Origin of the sequence: Micromonospora sp. NPDC023644 (genome assembly GCF_040640115.1) — a bacterium.
GTDB lineage: Bacteria > Actinomycetota > Actinomycetes > Mycobacteriales > Micromonosporaceae > Micromonospora.
In genome coordinates, this window is sequence record NZ_JBFABA010000061.1 from 14120 (window position 1) to 32555 (window position 18436).

General features: G+C 74.1%; 14 protein-coding genes and 1 pseudogene. 9 read left to right on the forward strand and 6 right to left on the reverse strand.

What is annotated here, in order from left to right:
• Nucleotides 1–31: 31 nt before the first annotated feature.
• Genes AB0G08_RS26895 through AB0G08_RS26915 form a run of 5 tightly spaced genes read left to right on the forward strand, consistent with a single transcriptional unit; the run spans nucleotide 32 to nucleotide 6807 of the window.
• Nucleotides 32–1588, forward strand: a complete 1557-nt coding sequence (locus AB0G08_RS26895) for an aspartate aminotransferase family protein (RefSeq protein ID WP_358092719.1) — start codon at nucleotides 32–34, stop codon at nucleotides 1586–1588.
• Nucleotides 1589–1614: 26 nt separating this feature from the next.
• Nucleotides 1615–2913, forward strand: coding sequence for a lysine N(6)-hydroxylase/L-ornithine N(5)-oxygenase family protein (locus AB0G08_RS26900; protein ID WP_358092722.1), 1299 nt, complete (start codon nucleotides 1615–1617; stop codon nucleotides 2911–2913).
• A gap of 5 nt (nucleotides 2914–2918) precedes the next feature.
• Entirely contained in the window at nucleotides 2919–3485 is a 567-nt protein-coding gene (locus AB0G08_RS26905; RefSeq protein WP_358092753.1) for a GNAT family N-acetyltransferase, read from the forward strand.
• Complete coding sequence (locus tag AB0G08_RS26910) at nucleotides 3482–5302, forward strand: IucA/IucC family siderophore biosynthesis protein (RefSeq protein WP_358092725.1); 1821 nt, start codon at nucleotides 3482–3484, stop codon at nucleotides 5300–5302. Before AB0G08_RS26905 ends, AB0G08_RS26910 begins: the two co-directional genes overlap by 4 nt.
• A complete protein-coding gene (locus AB0G08_RS26915) occupies nucleotides 5299–6807 on the forward strand; it encodes an MFS transporter (protein ID WP_358092727.1) in 1509 nt (502 codons plus the stop codon). Before AB0G08_RS26910 ends, AB0G08_RS26915 begins: the two co-directional genes overlap by 4 nt.
• A 144-nt stretch (nucleotides 6808–6951) precedes the next feature.
• Here AB0G08_RS26915 and AB0G08_RS26920 read toward each other — a convergent pair whose 3' ends face one another.
• From AB0G08_RS26920 to AB0G08_RS26935, 4 genes are all read right to left on the reverse strand, one after another.
• On the reverse strand, nucleotides 6952–7512 hold the full coding sequence (locus tag AB0G08_RS26920; RefSeq protein ID WP_358092730.1) for an NAD(P)H-dependent oxidoreductase: 561 nt from the start codon (nucleotides 7510–7512) through the stop codon (nucleotides 6952–6954).
• 11 nt (nucleotides 7513–7523) lie between these two features.
• Nucleotides 7524–8459: an ROK family protein gene (locus AB0G08_RS26925; protein ID WP_358092733.1), complete on the reverse strand. Its 936-nt coding sequence runs from the start codon at nucleotides 8457–8459 to the stop codon at nucleotides 7524–7526.
• An 8-nt stretch (nucleotides 8460–8467) separates the two neighbouring features.
• Entirely contained in the window at nucleotides 8468–8821 is a 354-nt protein-coding gene (locus AB0G08_RS26930; RefSeq protein WP_358092736.1) for a DoxX family protein, read from the reverse strand.
• A gap of 91 nt (nucleotides 8822–8912) precedes the next feature.
• A complete protein-coding gene (locus AB0G08_RS26935; protein ID WP_358092739.1) occupies nucleotides 8913–9344 on the reverse strand; it encodes a type II 3-dehydroquinate dehydratase in 432 nt (143 codons plus the stop codon).
• A gap of 335 nt (nucleotides 9345–9679) precedes the next feature.
• Between AB0G08_RS26935 and AB0G08_RS26940 the strand changes: the two genes are divergently transcribed.
• From AB0G08_RS26940 to AB0G08_RS26955, 4 genes are all read left to right on the forward strand, one after another.
• Nucleotides 9680–10843: a DegT/DnrJ/EryC1/StrS family aminotransferase gene (locus tag AB0G08_RS26940; protein ID WP_358092742.1), complete on the forward strand. Its 1164-nt coding sequence runs from the start codon at nucleotides 9680–9682 to the stop codon at nucleotides 10841–10843.
• Nucleotides 10840–11973: a Gfo/Idh/MocA family oxidoreductase gene (locus AB0G08_RS26945; RefSeq protein WP_358092745.1), complete on the forward strand. Its 1134-nt coding sequence runs from the start codon at nucleotides 10840–10842 to the stop codon at nucleotides 11971–11973. The genes AB0G08_RS26940 and AB0G08_RS26945 overlap by 4 nt, the downstream gene beginning before the upstream one ends.
• 37 nt (nucleotides 11974–12010) lie before the next feature.
• The gene (locus tag AB0G08_RS26950) at nucleotides 12011–12706 is read left to right on the forward strand and encodes an HAD-IA family hydrolase (RefSeq protein WP_357871063.1); all 696 of its coding nucleotides are present in this window, start codon (nucleotides 12011–12013) and stop codon (nucleotides 12704–12706) included.
• 148 nt (nucleotides 12707–12854) lie between these two features.
• Nucleotides 12855–13835 (forward strand): hypothetical protein, encoded by a 981-nt coding sequence (locus tag AB0G08_RS26955; protein WP_358092747.1) that lies wholly within the window; start codon nucleotides 12855–12857, stop codon nucleotides 13833–13835.
• Between the two features lie 112 nt (nucleotides 13836–13947).
• Here the strand turns inward: AB0G08_RS26955 and AB0G08_RS26960 are convergent, their stop codons facing one another.
• Both AB0G08_RS26960 and AB0G08_RS26965 read right to left on the reverse strand, forming a co-directional pair.
• A complete protein-coding gene (locus AB0G08_RS26960; protein WP_358092750.1) occupies nucleotides 13948–17649 on the reverse strand; it encodes an amino acid adenylation domain-containing protein in 3702 nt (1233 codons plus the stop codon).
• A gap of 108 nt (nucleotides 17650–17757) precedes the next feature.
• Nucleotides 17758–18436, reverse strand: a pseudogene (locus tag AB0G08_RS26965) (non-ribosomal peptide synthetase); the annotation flags it as partial.

The following is an 18436-nucleotide window of genomic DNA, read 5'->3' on the forward strand; positions in this document are numbered from 1 at the left end:
CACCGTCCATTCCCGACCGCTGAGGACCCGCATGAGCCTGCCCGGATCCACCGTCCAGGTGCCTACGACCGGGGTGACCCCCGGGTCTGACGGCGCCCGCGCCCACCTGTTCACCGCCGGCACGGTCGAGGAGTACCGGCGGGTGCTGGCCGAGGGGATCGGCCGGGTGGCGGCCCGGGTGGCCGACGCGGACCGGCCGTTCACGGGCGTGACACCGGACGAGCTGGCGCCGCGGATCGCCGGCATCGACCTGGACCGGCCGCTGGGCGACAGCGGGGCGGCGCTCGACGAGCTGCACGACGTCTACCTGCGCGACGCCGTCTACTTCCACCACCCCCGTTACCTGGCGCACCTCAACTGCCCGGTGGTGATCCCCGCGCTGCTCGGGGAGGCGGTGCTCAGCGCCGTCAACTCCTCGCTGGACACCTGGGACCAGAGCGCCGGCGGCACCCTGATCGAACGCCGGCTCGTCGACTGGACCGCCGACCGGATCGGCCTGGGGCCGGCCGCCGACGGCATCTTCACCAGCGGCGGGACCCAGTCCAACCTCCAGGCGATGCTGCTGGCCCGCGAGGAGACCTGCGCGAACCTCGTCGGCCGGGCGACCGAGCGGCAGTCCCGCCCGGAGCTGCTGTCCCGGCTGCGCATCATCACCTCGGCGGCCGGGCACTTCAGCGTGCAGAAGGCGGCCAAGCTGCTCGGCCTCGGCGCCGACGCGGTGGTCACCGTGCCCACCGACGCCGACCGGCGGATGCGCACCGCCGACCTGGCCCGGGAGATCGCCCGGTGCCGGGAGGAGGGCCTTGTGGTGATGGCCGTCGTGGCCACCGCCGGCACCACCGACTTCGGCACCATCGACCCGCTGCCGCAGATCGCCGACATCTGCGCGGCCGCCGGCGTCTGGCTGCACGTCGACGCCGCGTACGGCTGCGGGCTGCTGGTGTCGCCGACCCGGCGGCACCTGCTCGACGGCATCGAGCGGGCCGACTCGGTCACCGTCGACTACCACAAGTCGTTCTTCCAGCCGGTCAGCTCCAGCGCGCTGCTGGTGCGCGACCGGCGCGTGCTGCGGCACGCCACCTGGCACGCCGACTACCTCAACCCCGCCCGGATGGTCGAGCAGCGCATCCCCAACCAGGTCGACAAGAGCATCCAGACCACCCGCCGCTTCGACGCCCTCAAGCTCTGGCTGACCCTGCGGATCATGGGGCCGGACGCGATCGGCGCGCTCTTCGACGAGGTGGTCGACCGTGCCGCCGCCGCGTGGCAGCTGCTCACCGAGGACCCCCGCTTCGAGGTGGTGACCCGGTCGCAGCTGAGCACGGTCGTCTTCCGCTACGTGCCGGCCGCCGCCGGCCGGGAGGTCGTCGACGACGCCAACCTGTACGCCCGCGAGGCGCTGGCGGCCTCCGGCGCCGGCCTCGTCGCCGGGACCAAGGTCGACGGCGCGCACTACCTCAAGTTCACCCTGCTCAACCCCGAGACCACGATGGACGACATCGCCCACGTCCTCGACCTCATCGCCGAACACGCCGGCTGGTACGCGCAGACCAGGGCCACCGCCGAGCTGTCCTGCCCCGTCGGCTGACGATCCACCCCGTTCTGGAGAACCGCATGTCGACGCACGACTTCATCGCCGTCGGGCTGGGCCCGTACAACCTGGGCCTGGCCTGCCTGACCGAGCCGATCGACGAACTCGACGGCATCTTCCTGGAGGCGCGGGACACCTTCAGCTGGCATCCCGGGATGCTGCTGGAGTCGACCCGGCTCCAGACGCCCTTCATCGCCGACCTGGTCACGCTCGCCGACCCGACCTCGCCGTACTCCTTCCTGAGCTACCTCAAGGAGTCCGGGCGGCTCTACCCGTTCTACATCCGGGAGAGCTTCTTCCCCCTGCGCAGCGAGTACGACGACTACTGCCGCTGGGCCGCCGGCAAGCTGCGCAGCGTCCGGTTCGGACAGCAGGTCACCGCCGTCGAGTTCGACCCGGCCGACGAGCACTACACCGTGCGGGTCACGATGACGGCCACGGGGGAGTCGACCACCTACCGGGCCCGGCACCTGGTGCTCGGCACCGGCACCCCGCCGTACGTGCCGGACGCCTGCGCGGGGCTCGGCGGCGACATGATCCACAACTCGCGGTACCTGGAGCACCGGGCGGCGCTGCGCGCGAAGCGGAGCATCACGGTGGTCGGCAGCGGGCAGAGCGCGGCCGAGATCTACCACGACCTGCTCGGCGACATCGACACGTGCGGCTACCAGCTCAACTGGGTGACCCGGTCGCCCCGGTTCTTCCCCCTCGAATACACCAAGCTCACCCTCGAGATGACCTCGCCGGACTACGTGGACTACTTCCACGCCCTGCCCGAGCCCACCCGCTACCGGCTGGAGTCCGAGCAGAAGGGGCTGTTCAAGGGCATCAACGCCGACCTCATCAACGAGATCTACGACCTGCTCTACGCCAGGAGCATCTCCGGCCCGGTCCGCACCCGGCTGCTGACCAACACCGCGCTGACCACCGCCGCCTACGACGAGCCGAGCGGGACGTACACGCTGGGCCTGCGCAACGTGGAGCAGGAGCGCGACTTCACGCTGGACACCGAGGGGCTGGTGCTGGCCACCGGCTACCACTACCGCGTCCCGAAGTTCCTGGAGCCGGTGCGCGACCGGATCCGCTGGGACGCGCACGGTCGCTTCGACGTGGCCCGCAACTACAGCATCGACCACACCGGCCGGGGCATCTTCCTCCAGAACGCCGGCACCCACACGCACAGCATCACCTCGCCCGACCTGGGCATGGGGCCGTACCGCAACTCGTGGATCATCCGGGAGCTGCTGGGCCGCGAGCACTACCCGATCGAGAAGGGCATCGCCTTCCAGGAGTTCGGCGTGCCGGCCGGGGCCGCGTCGTGACCGAGGTGGTCCACCGCCGGGTCGACGACCGGCTCGGCGAGTTCGCCCTGCGTACCCTCGACCCGGACGCCGACGCGCCGCTGCTGCACGGCTGGGTGACCCACCCGAAGGCGGCGTTCTGGCTGATGCAGGACGCCGACCCGGCCCGGGTCGCCGAGGAGTACCGGCGCATCGCCGCGCACCCGCACCACGACGCGTTCCTCGGCCTGCACGAGGGCCGGCCGGCCTTCCTCGCAGAGCGGTACGACCCCGCCCGGGTCGAACTCGTCGGCCTGTACGAGGCGGCCGACGGCGACGTCGGCATGCACTTCCTCTGCGCGCCCGCCGACGCGCCGGTGCACGGCTTCACCCGGGCGGTGATCACCACCGTGATGGCGTGGCTCTTCGCCGACCCGGCCACCCGGCGCGTCGTCGTGGAGCCCGACGTGCGCAACACGGCGGTGCACGCCCTCAACGCGGCCGTCGGCTTCACCATCGTCGGCCCGATCCGCAAGCCCGAGAAGGACGCGCTGCTCAGCGTCTGCACCCGTGACCAGTTCCACGCCGCAACCCGAGGAGACGTGCCCGCGTGAACCCGCTCGCATCCGTGGCCCACCTGACGCCCGCGAACTGGGCCCATGCCAACCGGCTGCTGGTCCGCAAGGCGCTGGCCGAGTTCGCCCACGAGCGGCTCCTCGCGCCCGAGCCCGTCCCCGCCGGCGAGCCCGACCCCGCCGGTCCGGCGGGGGAGCGGCGCTACCAGGTGCGCGGCGACGACGGCGAGGTCGTCTACCGGTTCACCGCGAGCCTGCTGGCCCTCGACCACTGGCGCATCGACGCCGACAGCATCACCCGCCACCGCGGCGACACCGAGCTGCCGCTGGACGCCCTGGAGTTCTGCCTCGACCTGCGGGGCGCGCTCGGCCTGAGCGACCAGATCCTCCCCGTCTACCTGGAGGAGATCAGCTCCACCCTGGCCAGCACCGCGTACAAGCTCGACAAGCCGGCCGTCAGCGCCGCCGAGCTCGCCGACGCGGACTTCCAGACCATCGAGACCCAGATGACCGAGGGCCACCCCGGCTTCGTCGCGAACAACGGCCGCATCGGCTTCGGCATCGACGAATACCGGGCGTACGCCCCGGAGGCCGGCAAGCCGGTGCGGCTGATCTGGGTGGCCGCGCACCGCGACCGGACGACCTTCACCTGCGCCGCCGACCTCGACTACGACACGCTGATCCGCGCCGAACTCGGCGACGACACCCTCGCCGGGTTCGCCGACACCCTGACCGGGCTCGGCCTCGACCCGGGCGACTATCTGCTCATCCCGGTGCACCCGTGGCAGTGGTGGAACAGGACCTCCGTCACCTTCGCCGCCGAGGTGGCGCAGCACCGGCTGGTCTGCCTCGGCCCCGGCCCCGACGAGTACCTCGCCCAGCAGTCCATCCGCACCTTCTTCAACGTCACCGACCCGTCCCGGCACTACGTCAAGACGGCGCTCTCCGTGCTGAACATGGGCTTCATGCGGGGGCTCTCCGCCGCGTACATGGAGGCCACCCCGGCCATCAACGACTGGCTGGCCGACCTGATCGACGGCGACGAGGTCCTCAAGCGCACCGGGCTCACGATCATCCGCGAGCGGGCCGCCGTCGGGTACCGGCACCTGGAGTACGAGGCGGCCACCGACCGGTACTCCCCGTACCGCAAGATGCTGGCCGCCCTGTGGCGGGAGAGCCCGGTGCCCGCCCTGGAGCCGGGCCGGCGACTGGCCACCATGGCGTCCCTGCTGCACACCGACCGCGACGGCCGCTCGTTCGCCGCCGCGCTGATCGCCCGGTCGGGGCTGGCGCCGCAGGTGTGGCTGCGCCGCTACCTCGACGCCTACCTCACCCCGCTGCTGCACAGCTTCTACGCCCACGACCTGGCCTTCATGCCGCACGGCGAGAACGTCATCCTCGTCCTGGACGGCGGGACGGTCGAGCGGGCGATCTTCAAGGACATCGCCGAGGAGATCGTGGTGATGGACCCGGACGCCGACCTGCCCCCGCAGGTCCGACGGGTCAGGGCCGAGGTGCCGGAGGACATGAAGCTGCTCTCCATCTTCACCGACGTCTTCGACTGCTTCCTGCGCTACCTCAGCGCGATCCTCGCCACCGAGGGCGTGCTGGACGAGGAGACCTTCTGGCGGACGGTCGCCGAGTGCGCCGCCGACTACGCCGACAGCGTCCCGCACCTCGCCGAGCGGCTGCGGCGCTACGACCTGTTCGCCCCGGAGTTCGCGCTGTCCTGCTTGAACCGGCTCCAGCTGCGCAACAACCAGCAGATGGTCGACCTGGCCGACCCGTCGGCCGCGCTGCAACTGGTCGGCACCCTGACCAACCCCATCGCCCGCTTCGCCCCGGCGGCCCGATGACGGCCACGACGCTCGCGCCGGACGCCGGGGTGCCGGTCGGCGCCCCGGCCGGTCGGGTGCGCGGCCGGTGGCTGATCCTCGCCGTGCTCTGCCTCGCCCAGGTCACCGTGGTGCTCGACAACACCGTGCTGACCGTGGCGATCCCGGTGCTCACGACCGAACTGGCCGCCAGCACCGCCGACGTGCAGTGGATGATCAACGCGTACGCGCTGGTCCAGTGCGGGCTGCTGCTGACCGCGGGCAGCGCCGCCGACCGGTACGGCCGCCGCCGGATGCTGCTGGCCGGGCTCGTGCTGTTCGGGCTCGGGTCGCTGGTCGCCGGGCTCGCCGAGTCCAGCGGCCAGCTGATCGCGGCCCGCGCCGGCATGGGGGTCGGCGGCGCGCTGCTGGTCACCGCCACCCTCGCGGTGGCGATGCAGGTCTTCGACGACGCCGAGCGGTCCCGGGCGATCGGCCTCTGGGCGGCGGCGAGCGCGCTGGGGTTCGCGGCCGGGCCGCCCTTCGGCGGGCTCGTCCTCGCCCACCTCCCGTGGGGGGCGATCTTCCTCGTCAACGTCCCGATCGTGCTGCTCTGTCTGGCGGCGGCGTGGGCGCTGGTGCCGGAGTCGCGCCAGCCGGCCGGCGGCCGCCTCGACCTGGGCGGGGTGCTGCTCTCCACGGCCGGCCTGACCGGGGTCGTCTACGCGATCATCGCCGGGCCGGAGCAGGGCTGGGGGTCCGCCCCGGTGCTCGGCGCGGCGGTCGCCGGGGTGCTGCTGCTCGCCGCCTTCGTGGCCTGGGAGCGGCGGGTCGCCGACCCCATGCTGGACATGCACTTCTTCCGCAACCCCCGCTTCGTGGGCGCGGTCTCCGGCGTCGTCCTGATCACCTTCGGCGCGACCGGCGCGCTGTTCCTGCTGACCCAGCACCTCCAGTTCGTGCGCGGCTACCCGGCCTGGGAGGCGGGGTTGCGGATGATGCCGTTCGCGCTCTCCATCGTCCTGCTGAACGTGGGCGGGGTCGCCGCGCGGGTGATCCACCGGATCGGGCTGGCGTGGTCGATCGCCCTCGGGATGACGCTGCTCGCCGGCGGTCTCGCCCTGATCACCCACGCCCCGACGGACGGCTACGGGATGCTGCTGCCGGGCCTGCTGGTGATGGGCGCCGGCTGCGCCGTGGCCAACCCGGCCATCGTCGAGGCCGTGATGAGCGCGATCCCGCCGGAGAAGGCCGGGGCCGGGGCGGGCGTGGACGGCACCATGACGGAGGTCGGCAGCAGCCTCGGCATCGCCGTGCTGGGCGCGATCCTCAACGCCCGGTTCGCCGCCCTGCTGCCCGCCGCCGTGGCCGGCGCCGGGTCGTTCCCCGCCGCGCTGGCCGCCGCGCGGAGCGAGTCGGAGCGCGCGCTCGTCTCCGACGCGTTCCGCTCCGCCCTGGAGACCGGCCAGACGGTCGGCGCCGTGGCCGTCTTCGCGGGCGGCTGCGTCGCCGCCGCGCTGCTGCGCCGGGCCGAGCGGGCCGGCTGAGGCGGGCCCCCGTCCCGCGCCCCTCGGCCCGCCGGGCCGAGAGGGCCGGCTGCCACCTTCGGCGACCCCGCGACGCGTGACCGCTGCCGGCTCCCGCGAGCCCGGACGACCAGGGGGCGACCCGGCCGCCCCGGCGCCGGTGCGTCAGCGCCGGCGAAGCGTCCGCAGCGCGCCGGCCCAGGCGACCACCTCGTCGAGCATGGTGCCGAGGGCCTGCTCGTGGTGCGCCGCCGGCCGGAAGTCGCGGAAGTTGACGAAGTCGGTCGTCAGGGAGAGCGCCACCTGGGACCGGACGTCGGCCACCCCGACCTGCCCGAGCACCAGCCGCAGGTGCTCCGCCGCCCGGGTGCCGCCGTGCACGCCGTAGCTGACGAGGCCGGCTGACGCGTGCTGCCACTCCTGGAACAGGAAGTCGACGGCGTCCTTCAGCGCGCCCGGGATGGAGTGGTTGTACTCCGGGGTGACGAAGACGAAGCCGTCGAACCCGGCGACGGTCGACGCCCAGCGGCGTACGGCGGGGCGCCTCGACGGCGCCATCGACGGCGGCAGCATCTCGTCGAAGTGCGGCAGGTCGTAGTCGGCGATGTCGACCAGCTCGACCGTGGCGTCGCCCCGCTTGGCGGCGACCTCCCGCACCCAGCGGGCCACGGCGTCGGCCTTGCGGCCGGGCCGCGTGCTGCCGACGATGACACCGATCCTGACCATGCTGATCTCCTCTACGCGGTGGGTACTGAACGCACGGGGGCCGGCGTGCCGGCCAGGTCACGGGCCAGCTCCACCGCGCCGTGCAGGGACGACAACGCGCCGAGGGCGGCGGCCCGTACGGGTGGCGCCGGCCGCCCCGGCCGGCCGGCGGACCGGGCCTGTTCGGCGACGAGCGGCACCAGGCCCGGCAGGCCGGCGGCGAACCCGCCGCCGACGATCGCCAACGCCGGGTCCAGCAGCTCGCCGAGGCTGACCACCGCCGCGGCCAGCGCCCGGCAGCTCGCGTCGACCGCCGCCACCGCCCACGGCCGGCGCTCGTCGAGCCCCGCCCGCAGGTCGTCGAAGCTCACCTCGCCGCCGCGGCCGGCGGCCGCCCGGCGCAGGGTGGCGGGGCCGGACGCGACCGACTGGAGGCAGCCGCGCCGGCCGCAGTCGCAGCGCTCGCCGTCGAGGGCGACGACCATGTGCCCGATCTCGGCGGAGGACCGGCCGGGCACCGACCGCCCCGCCAGCACCACGCCGCCGCCGATCCCGGTGCCGACGCCCAGGTAGACCACGTCGTCGTGGCCGGCGTGCCGGGCCTCGGCCAGCGCGGCGAGGTCACCGTCGTCGGCGACGGCGGTCGCCACCTGAGGGAAGAGGCGGCGCAGCGCGCCGGCGAGGTCCAGCCCCGCCCAACCGGGCCGCCCGGGCCAGGTCGTGACGGTGCCCGCCGGGTCCGTGGTCGCCGGCATCGCCACCCCGACCGCGCCCACCGGGCCCCACGCGTCGCGCAGCCGGTCCACCTCGGCGGCCAGCGCGGCCAGGTCCGCGGCCGGGTCGGCGCCGCGCGGCCAGCGGAAGGTCCGCTCGTACGCCGGTCGCCCGGCCGCCTCCGCGCGCAGCGCCACCTTGGTGCCGCCGACGTCGACGCCCAGCACGCCGTCGCCGCGCTGCGGACCGGACACGCGCGGCCTCAGCCCTGCCGCACGTGCAGGAACACGAGCGCCAGGGCGGCCAGGGCGAAGATCACCGGCGTCAGGGTCATCGCGGCCGGGTCCTTCGCGCGGGCGTGGTAGACCACCGCGCCCACCATCTGCAGGGCGAGGCCGATCGCCGCCGCGATGCCCAGCGGCGGCCAGAGCAGACCGAGCAGCAGCCCGGCGACCGCGGCGAGTTCCAGCACCCCGAGCAGGCGCGTCAGGCCCGGCGACACGCCGAGGTGGTCCATCCGCTCGCGCATCTGCGTCTGCCCGGTGAGCTTCGGCACGGCGGTGCCCAGGAACACCGCGGCGAGGATGAGGGTCAGGACGAGGATGGGAATGTGCACGTGATGTCCTTCGGGGAGAGTCGGAACGTGCGGACGACCGTACCGCTGCCGCATCGACGTCGATGGAGCCGGACGCCGCGGCACCGGGTCGTCACCGGACGGTCGCGACGAGGGCGCGGGCGGCCAGCCGGTAGCCCAGCGACCCGAGCCCGACGATGACGCCGCTGGCCAGCGGGGCGATCACCGAGTCGTGCCGGAAGCTCTCCCGGGCCCAGACGTTGGACAGGTGCACCTCGACGAAGGGCCGGGGATAGTTGGCCAGGGCGTCCCGCAGGCTCCAGCCGGCGATCATCAGCGCGCCCGGGTTGACGATGGCGCCGACGGTGTCATAGTTGTCCTGGATCGCCCGGATCAGGGCGCCCTCGCAGTCGTGCTGCTCGGCCACCACCCGCCAGCCCCGGGCGGCGACCTCCTCGCCGACCGCCCGTTCGATGTCCTCCAGGGTGTCGGTGCCGTAGATTTCCGGCTCCCGTCGGCCGAGGATGCCCAGGTTCGGGCCGTTCAGCAGCAGCACGTCCGACACGCTTCACCTCGCGGGGCGTGGCCCTGTCCCGACAAGGCCCGATGACTGGTCCACCGCAGTCTTACTACGCCCGCGGCGTCGGGCGAACCGGCGGTGGCCGCGGCACGGGCGGACTAAGGGGTGGCTAGGGGCTGTTAGGGGCGGTGACCGCGTGTCCGCTTCGGTTACCGTCCTCCCTGCCGAAGCGACGCCGCCGGCTCCAACGGATGCGTCACCTACCTCGAACCGGCCATCCGGCGCCCGGTGTGCCCGGACCGCGTACCGGCGGTCCCGGGTCGTCCCGCCCGATGGTCCGGCGAAGCCCCTGGTCTGCCCGAGTTGGGAAGTGGGAAGTCATGAGTGGTCAGCCCTCGACGGTGTCCGAGTTCCCCGAGTGGCCGCAGTTCGGCGACGAGGAGCGCGCCGGCCTGATCCGCGCCCTCGAGCAGGGCCAGTGGTGGCGGATGGGCGGCAGCGAGGTCGACTCCTTCGAAGCGGAGTTCGGGGCGTACCACGGCACGCCGCACGCGCTCGCCGTCACCAACGGCACGCACGCGCTGGAGGTGGCGCTGGAGGTGCTCGGCGTCGGGCCGGGCACCGAGGTCATCGTGCCGGCCTTCACGTTCATCTCGTCCTCGCTGGCCGCCCAGCGGCTCGGCGCGGTCGCCGTGCCGGTCGACGTCGACCTGGACACCTACTGCGTCGACCCGGCCGCCGTCGAGGCCGCGATCACGCCGCGCACCAAGGTCATCATGCCGGTGCACATGGCCGGCCAGTTCGCCGACATGGACGCGCTGGACAAGCTCGCCGCCGACGCCGGGGTGGCGCTGCTCCAGGACGCCGCGCACGCCCACGGCGCGCAGTGGCAGGGCAAGCGGGCCGGGGCGCTCGGCTCGGTGGCCGCGTTCAGCTTCCAGAACGGCAAGCTGATGACCGCCGGCGAGGGCGGGGCGGTGCTCTTCCCCGACGAGGAGCTGCGCGAGCGGGCGTTCCTCGTGCACAGCTGCGGCCGGCCCCGCACCGACCGGGACTACCTGCACGGCACCACCGGCTCGAACTACCGGATGGGCGAGTTCACCGCCGCCGTGCTGCGCGCCCAGCTGGCCCGCCTCGACGGGCAGATCGCGGTGCGCGAGCAGCGCTGGCCGCTGCTGTCGAGCCTGCTCGCCGAGATCCCCGGCGTCGTCCCGCAGGCCACCGACCCCCGTACCGACCGCAACCCGCACTACATGGCGATGTTCCGCGTCCCCGGCATGGACATCGCGCGCCGCCGCGAGGTCGTGGACGCGCTCATCGCCCGGGGCGTGCCCGCGTTCGTGGCGTTCCGCGCGATCTACCGCTGCGAGGGCTTCTGGAAGGCCGGCGCGCCCGACGAGTCGGTCGAGGCGGTCGCGGCCCGGTGCCCGAACACCGAGCAGATCCACTCCGACTGCATCTGGCTGCACCACCGCACGCTGCTCGGCACCGAGCAGCAGATGCACGACATCGCCGCCGTGCTCGCCGACGTCCTCGCCGGATGACCGGCCGGCCCCCGGCCGCCGCGGCCGACCGCCCGGTGCGGGTCGCGGTGGCCGGCCTCGGCTGGGCCGGGCGGGAGATCTGGCTGCCCCGGCTCGCCGTGCACCCCGGCTACGCGGTCACCGCCGTGGTCGATCCGGCGGCCGGCGTACGCGACCGGGTCCGCGACACCCACCACGTCCCGTTCGCGTACGCCGACGTCGACGAGCTGCCGGCCGACTCGGTCGACCTGGTGGTGGTCGCCGTACCGAACCACCTGCACGCCACCGTCGCCGCCCGGCTGCTGCGCCGGGGCGTACCGGTGTTCCTGGAGAAGCCCGTCTGCCTCACCTCCGCCGAGGCGACCCTGCTGGCCGACGCGGAGCGCGACGGCGGCGCGGTGCTGCTCGCCGGCAGCGCTGCCCGCTACCGCGCCGACATCCGGGCGCTGACCGGGGTGGCCGGCGAGCTGGGCCCGATCCGGCACGTCGACGTGGCCTGGGTCCGCGCCCGTGGCGTGCCCGACGCGGGCGGCTGGTTCACCCGCCGGGACCTCTCCGGCGGCGGCGCGCTGGTCGACCTCGGCTGGCACCTGCTCGACACCGTGCTGCCGATGCTCGGCCCGACCCGGATCGCCCACGCCGTCGGCAGCGTCTCCGCCGACTTCGTCAACGACGGCGCCGCCCACGCCGCCTGGCGCAGCGACGCCGGCGCCGGTGACCGCGCCCCCGGCGACGTCGAGGACACCGCCCGGGGCTTCCTGCTCACCGCCGAGGGGGCCTCGGTCGCCCTGCACGCCTGCTGGGCCTCGCACGAGTCGCTGGACCGCACCACCGTCACCGTGCACGGCGTCGCCGGGTCGGCGACGCTGCGCTGCACGTTCGGCTTCAGCCCCAACCGGGAGCCCACGCCGGTGCTGACCCGCACCCGGGACGGCGAGACCGTCCGGCTGCCGCTGCCCGAGGAGCCGATCGGCGCCGAGTACGACCGCCAGCTCGACGCCCTGCCGGGGCTGCTCGCCGACCCGACCGGCCGGGGCGCGGCCGTCGCCGAGGCCCGCCGGACCATCGACATCATCGAACGGATCTACCAGTCCGCCCGGCCCACGGCGCCGGAGCGGCAGCACGCGCTGGCGGGCCATCGCGACCGGTGAGACCCACCGTCGGCCCCACTCGCTTCCGGGAGCAGCCATGAGCCATCCATCGTCCACCGTCGAGGTGACCCCGCAGTCGCCGGTCCGCGGCCCGATCCGCGCGGTCGTGTTCGACCTCGACGGCGTCATCGTCGACAGCTCAGCCGTCATGCGCGAGGCGTTCAGCATCGCGTACGCCGAGGTGGTGGGCGACGGGCCGGCGCCGTTCGAGGAGTACAACCGGCACATGGGCCGGTACTTCCCGGACATCATGCGGCTGATGGGGCTGCCGCTGGAGATGGAGGAGCCGTTCGTCCGGGAGAGCTACCGGATGGCCCACCTGGTGCCGCTCTTCCCCGGCGTCCGGGAGACGCTGGAGACGCTGCACTCTCGGGGGATCCGGATGGCGATCGCCACCGGCAAGAGCGGCCCCCGGGCCCGCTCCCTGCTGGACACGCTCGGCGTGCTGGGCCTGTTCGACCAGGTGATCGGCTCCGACGAGGTGGCCCGCCCGAAGCCCGCGCCGGACATCGTGCTCCAGGCGCTCGGTCACCTCGACGTGCCGCCGGCGCAGGCGATGATGGTCGGCGACGCGGTCATCGACCTGCTCAGCGGCCGGGACGCCGGGGCGACCGCCGTCGCCACGACCTGGCACGGCGGGGACGTCGCCGCGCTGCTGGCCGCCGGTCCCGACCTGGTCCTGCACGCCCCGACGGACCTGCTCGCGCACTGCCCCGCCGCCCTCGTCCACTGACCCGCACCGGCCCCTTCCCGGCCGCCCTGCGCCGAGAGCGCCGAGCCCGGTGCGGGCCCCGCCGCCCGGGCTGACCGGGCGGCGCGGGCCACATCGCCGCGCGCCGCCCGCCTGCGCCCGGCGCGCGCGACAGGCGCACCATGACCGGGTGAACTTTCTGGAGTTGCAGCAGCGCCTGCGCGCCGCCGGCCACGACCCGTTCCAGGTGTACGCGGGGCACTACGACACGCTGCGCCCCCAGGCTCGCGCAGCGAGCGGGTCGACGTCGGTCTGCTACGGCGCGTGGAACCTGCTGGTCGAGGACGGCCGGTACACCGTCACCGTCCGCGACCCGCACCGCCCCGCCCGCTTCCCCCCGGACACGCACGGCCCGGAGCCGGTCGTCTTCGACAGCGAGCAGGCCGCCTGCGAGGAGCTGTGGGCCATCGCCAGCCGGCTCGATCCGCCCGGCAGCGTGCGGGCGGTCACGGCCGACGAACTCGATCCCGTCGCGGGCGACTGGCTGCGCGAGTGCGGCTGGTGGCCGCCGGCGGAGTTGTACGGCAACCCCTTCGTCGCCACCCGCGACCAGCAGTCGTACCGGATCGCCGAACGCGCCGGCCGGTTCGAGCTGCACCTGCGCGACCACCGGGTGGCCAAGCTCGGCGACCCGGTGCACGCCGCCGACGACCTGGCCGACGTCACCCGGGTCCTGCTGACCGAGGTCGGCAACCGTTCCGCCCCGCGCCCGCTGGGCTGGCCGTGCGTGGTGTTCCGGGTGGGCTGGGCCGACGAGGAACAGCTCGCCGCGCTGCGGGCCCTCGACCTCGCGGAGATCGTCCGGGCGTATCGCACCGAGCGCCCGGACCCGCCGCTGCGGATCATCTCGGAGGGGCCCGACCTGTCCCTGGTCACCACCGAACTCCTCGAACAGGCGGAACGTAGCGGCCATCCGCTGCGGCAGTTCGTCGGCACCGCCGAGTCGGCGGCGTTCGGCACGGACGTGCGGTACGTCGTCCGGCGTCACCACGAGCCGCTGCGCTACAGCGTCGACCGCTACGGCGAGCGGGAGAACCACGCCACCACCGTGTTCACCGCCGGGGACCTGGCGCCGATCCACGAGTACCTGAGGCAACGCTTCCGGCGCTGACCCGTGACGGGCCGCCGTCGACCGGGGAACCCTGTCCCGGCCGTCCGCCACGCCCGGTCCGGCCTCTGCCGCCGGTTGCCTGCCCGGCCGGTCGCGGCGGCCGCGGAACCTCTCAGCGCGCCTCGTCGGCGGCCTCGGGCCCGGCCTCCAGGAAGCGCAGCATGGTGGTCGCCAGCATCTCGGCGACGGGCGCCGGGACCAGGTCGGTGCGGATGGTGACGCGCAGGAGGGCGCCCCCGTCGCCGGGAAGCACCTCGGCGACACAGGATCCCGACCACTCCCGGGCGTACGGCTCGACGACCTCCTCGGTCCGGCAGCCGGGCAGGTCCAGGGGAAGGACGAGGTTGTCCTGGTAGGCGAAGGAGGGCAGGCTGTTCGCCACCTCGCGGGACATCCCGAGGACCGGGTCGGTGGTCATCTCCACGAAGGAGACGTCCTGGGCGGCCATCAGGCCGTCCGCGGTGCGCTGGACTGCTCGGATCAGGTCCTTCTCCGGCCCGTCGAACCGGACCCGCAGGCAGTTGGAGCTGATCCTGCTGGTGAAGGTGGAGTCGAGGATCCGGCTGCCGCGCTGGGCGACGATCATCAGCAGGGCGATGTCGTCCTGCTGGTGGATGGCGCGCAGCGCCCAGGCGTAGGCGGCGGCGAAGTAGGTGGAGCGGCTGAACCGGTGTTCCCGGCCGGCCCGGTCCCAGCGGTCCAGCACCTCGGGGGAGACGGCGACGATGTGCCCGGTCCGGGGGCCCCAGGTCGGGGTCTGCTCCAGGAGCGACTGGGGCCGGCCCTCGCCCTGGCGGGCGAGCCCGCGCAACTGCGCGCGCCAGTAGTCGCGCTGCGCGTCGAGGTCGGTGGCGGCCCGCAGGCGGGTGTGCTCGTCATAAAACTGGCGCAGCGTGGGTGCGGGGCGGTCCCACCCGGGCGCCCGGCCGGCCAGGCGGGCGGTGTAGGCGTGGCCGAGGTCCCGCACGAGCAGCGCGTGGGACCACCCGTCGAAGGCGATGTGGTGGATGCCGATGCCGAACAGGATCCGGCCGGTCGATCGCTCGCGGATCAGGGCGGCCCGCCAGTTGCGGCCCTGGGTGTAGTCGAGCGGCTGCTGCACCGCTTCGGCGAGCTGGTCGAGGGCCTCCTGTTCGCTGGTGGCGTCGGTGAGCAACCGGAGTGCGGGCATGCCCGGGTTCGGCGGGACGACGGCCACGGGCGGGTCCACCCGCCGGTAGCGGGCGTACAGCGCCTCGTGCCGCCGGTGCACGTCGCCGAGCGCCGCCATCAGCGCGCGGAGGTCCAGCTCGCCCTCGATCCACCAGGTGGTCGGGCAGACCAGGTCGAAGGGGAGCCAGACGAACTTGCCGACCGACAGGGTCAGCGGGACGGGCCCGGCCGGGCCGGGGCGGCCGGTGACGGGCGGTTCCGGCTCGGCCGTGGAACGGCGCGGCGCGGTGGTGAGCCACTGCGCCAGGCCGCGCGGTGTGGGCGTGCGGTGGATCTGCGAGACGGGTACGACGACGTCGGCGGCCTCGTCGATGGCGGCGGCGACGGCGGCGGATTGCAGGGAGGTGCCGCCGAGGGCGAAGAAGCTGTCCCCGGTGCCGACGGGGTCGATGCCGAGCACGTCGGCGAACACGGCCGTGACCAGTCGTTCCTCGTCGGTCGCGGCCTCGACGTAGGCCACGCCGAGGTCCGGGCGCTGCGAGCCCGGCTCCGGTAGGGCCCGCCTGTCGATCTTCCCGGTGCCGCCGACGGGGAACCGGTCGAGGACCATGATCACGGCGGGGACCATGTACGAGGGGAGCACGGCCGCGGCGTGCTCCCGCAGCTCGGTCACGGCCGGGTTCCTGCCGTCGCGGCCGGTCACGTAGCCGACCAGCCGGGCGACGCCCCGGTCCTCGCGGCGGACGACCACGGCCGTGCCGACGTCCGGATGCTGTTCGAGGACGGCTTCGATCTCGCCGAGTTCGATGCGGATGCCGTTGACCTTGACCTGGTGGTCCATCCGGGCGAGGATCTCCAGCGCCCCGGAGGCGTTCCACCGGCCCAGGTCCCCGGTGCGGTAGGCGATCCCGCCGCCGTACGGGTCGGTGACGAACCGTTGCGCGGTCAGGTCGGGGCGGTTGAGGTAGCTGTCGGCGACCCCGGCGCCGGTGATGAGGATCTCCCCGGGGACACCCATGGGGACGAGGCCGAGGTTGGCGTCGACGACGCGGACCTGCCGGTTGGGCATGGGCCAGCCGATCGGCACGTACGCGCCGTCCCAGCCCGCTGACGCGTCGAACCACGTGCAGGCGACGGAGGCCTCGGCGGGGCCGTAGGCGTTGATCAGGCGGGTGCCGGCGGCCATCCACCGGTGGGCCATGCGCGGCGGGACGGGTTCCCCGGCGAGGGTCACGCACGACATGCTCGGGCAGTCGGCCGGGTCGACGGCGGCGAGGTTGGTGGGCGGGCAGAAGGCGTGGGTGGTCCGCTCCTTCGCGATCAGCTCCGTCAACCGGCGGGCGTCGAGCAGATCGTCCCGCGAGCAGACCACGACGCGGGCGCCGGAGGTCAGCGCGGTGTAGATCTCGCCCAGGGCCACGTCGAAGACCGGGGCGCAGCAGTGCAGCATCCGGCTGTCCGGGCCGACCGCGCACTCGTCGCGCATCCAGGTGACGAAGGTCGTCAGCTTGTCGTGGGTCAGCACGACGCCCTTCGGCGTCCCGGTCGATCCCGACGTGTAGATCACGAAGGCTGGCCGGGAGGCGTCCACCACCGGTAGCTCGACCGCTTCGGCCGCCTCCACGGCGGGCCAGTCGTCGTCCAGGGCGATCACCCGTACGCCGTCGGGGCGGGGGACGCGCGGGGCGACCTCGCCGACGGTGAGCACGACCCGGGCGCCGTGGTCCGCGAGCAGCATCCGCATCCGCTCCGCCGGCCACGACACGTCCATCGGCGTGTACGCCGCCCCCGCCCGCAGCACCGCCAGGGTGGCGACGAGGGTCCACATGCTGCGGTCCAGCGCCAGCGACACCACGTCCCCGACGCCGACGCCGGCCGAGCGCAGGTGGCGGGCCAGCAGCTCCGATCGGCGTGCCAGTTCCCCGTACGTGACGACCTCGCCGTCGGCGACGCCCGCGACCGCGTCCGGCGTCCGGCGCGCCCACGTGAGCACCAGTTCGTGCAGCGGCTCACCCGGCACCGGGCGGACCGGACCCCGGCCCCACGCGAGCAGCCGTTCCCGCTCGGCGGTGCCCAGCAACGGCAGGCCGGACAACGGGACCCCGGGTTCCCGCACGCCGGCAGACGACAGCGTCACGGTCTGGTCCAGCAGGCCCCGCACCCAGTCCGCGGAGAAGCCCTCCGCCGCGTGGTCCACCCGCAGCCCGGACCCGTCCGAGGCCACGGTCACCACCAGGTCGACATCCACGGTCTCCGGGCCCACGTCGGCCACCGGCCCGTCGACCAGGTCCACCGCCACCGGACCCACCACACCCGCACCCGCCACCGGCGCGCTCCACGCCACACCCACCCGGCTCACCAACTCACCGAAGCCCGGATCGTCCGCCACGCCGACCCGCACCACCGATCCCCCCGCGGAGAGGCCGAGCGCGACCTCCTCCTGGCCGGTGTAGCGGGCCAGCACCCCGACGAGGCCCGCCAGCACCACCAGACCGGCCGGCTCCGGGCAAGCCAGGTCGGGCGGCGCCAGCGTCCGCAGCGCCGACGCCGCCCGGGCCGGCCACGTCAGCGGCCGTCGCAGGTCGCCCATCAGGTCGAGGACCTCGTAGCCGGTGCCGGGCCCGGCGACGCCCGCCCGACCACCGACGAACCCGACGGACATGGGTCGACCTCCGATCAGGACCGGCGCCGCCCGCGGGGGTACGGCCGGGTCCACGAAATCCATCAACGGGTGGGCGCGCCCACGGCGGGGGAAGGACGGAATGCAGGCTCAGTCGGTGGCGCGGGCCGGGGCGGGGCCCGTCTCGAGGAAGCGCAGCATGTGGGCGCCCAGCTCCTCGGCGAGGGCGAACGGGATCAGGTCGGTGCGGATGGTGATGCGCAGCAGGGCGTCGGTGTCCCGAGGGATCGCCTCGACCGTGAGACCGCTCATCACCTCCCGGGCGTACGGCTCGACGACCTCCTCGGTCCGGCAGCCGGGCAGTTCCAGCGGAAGGACCACGTTGTCCTGGTAGGCGAAGCCGGGGATGCTGGCGACCACCTCGCCGGGCAGGCCGACGGCCGGGTCGGCGGCGGTCTCCGAGAAGGGGATGTCCTGGGCGGCCATCAGCTCGTCGACGGTCTGCTGGACGTGCCGGAGCAGGTCCGTCTCTGGCCGGAACCTGACCCGGACGCAGTTCGAGTTGATCCGGGTGGTGAAGGCGGAGTCGAGGATGCGGCTGCCGCGCCGGGCCACGATCATGAGCAGGCCGATGTCGTCCTGCTGGTGGATGGCGCGCAGTGCGGAGGCGTACGCGGCGACGAAGTAGCTGGAGCGGCTGAACCGTTGTTCCCGGGCGGCCTGGTCCCAGCGTCGCATGATGTCGGGGGTGACGGTGACGATGTGTCCGGCCTTGGGTCCCCAGGCCAGTGCCTGCTCCAGTGGGGCGGTGGCGGGGCCCTGGCCCTGG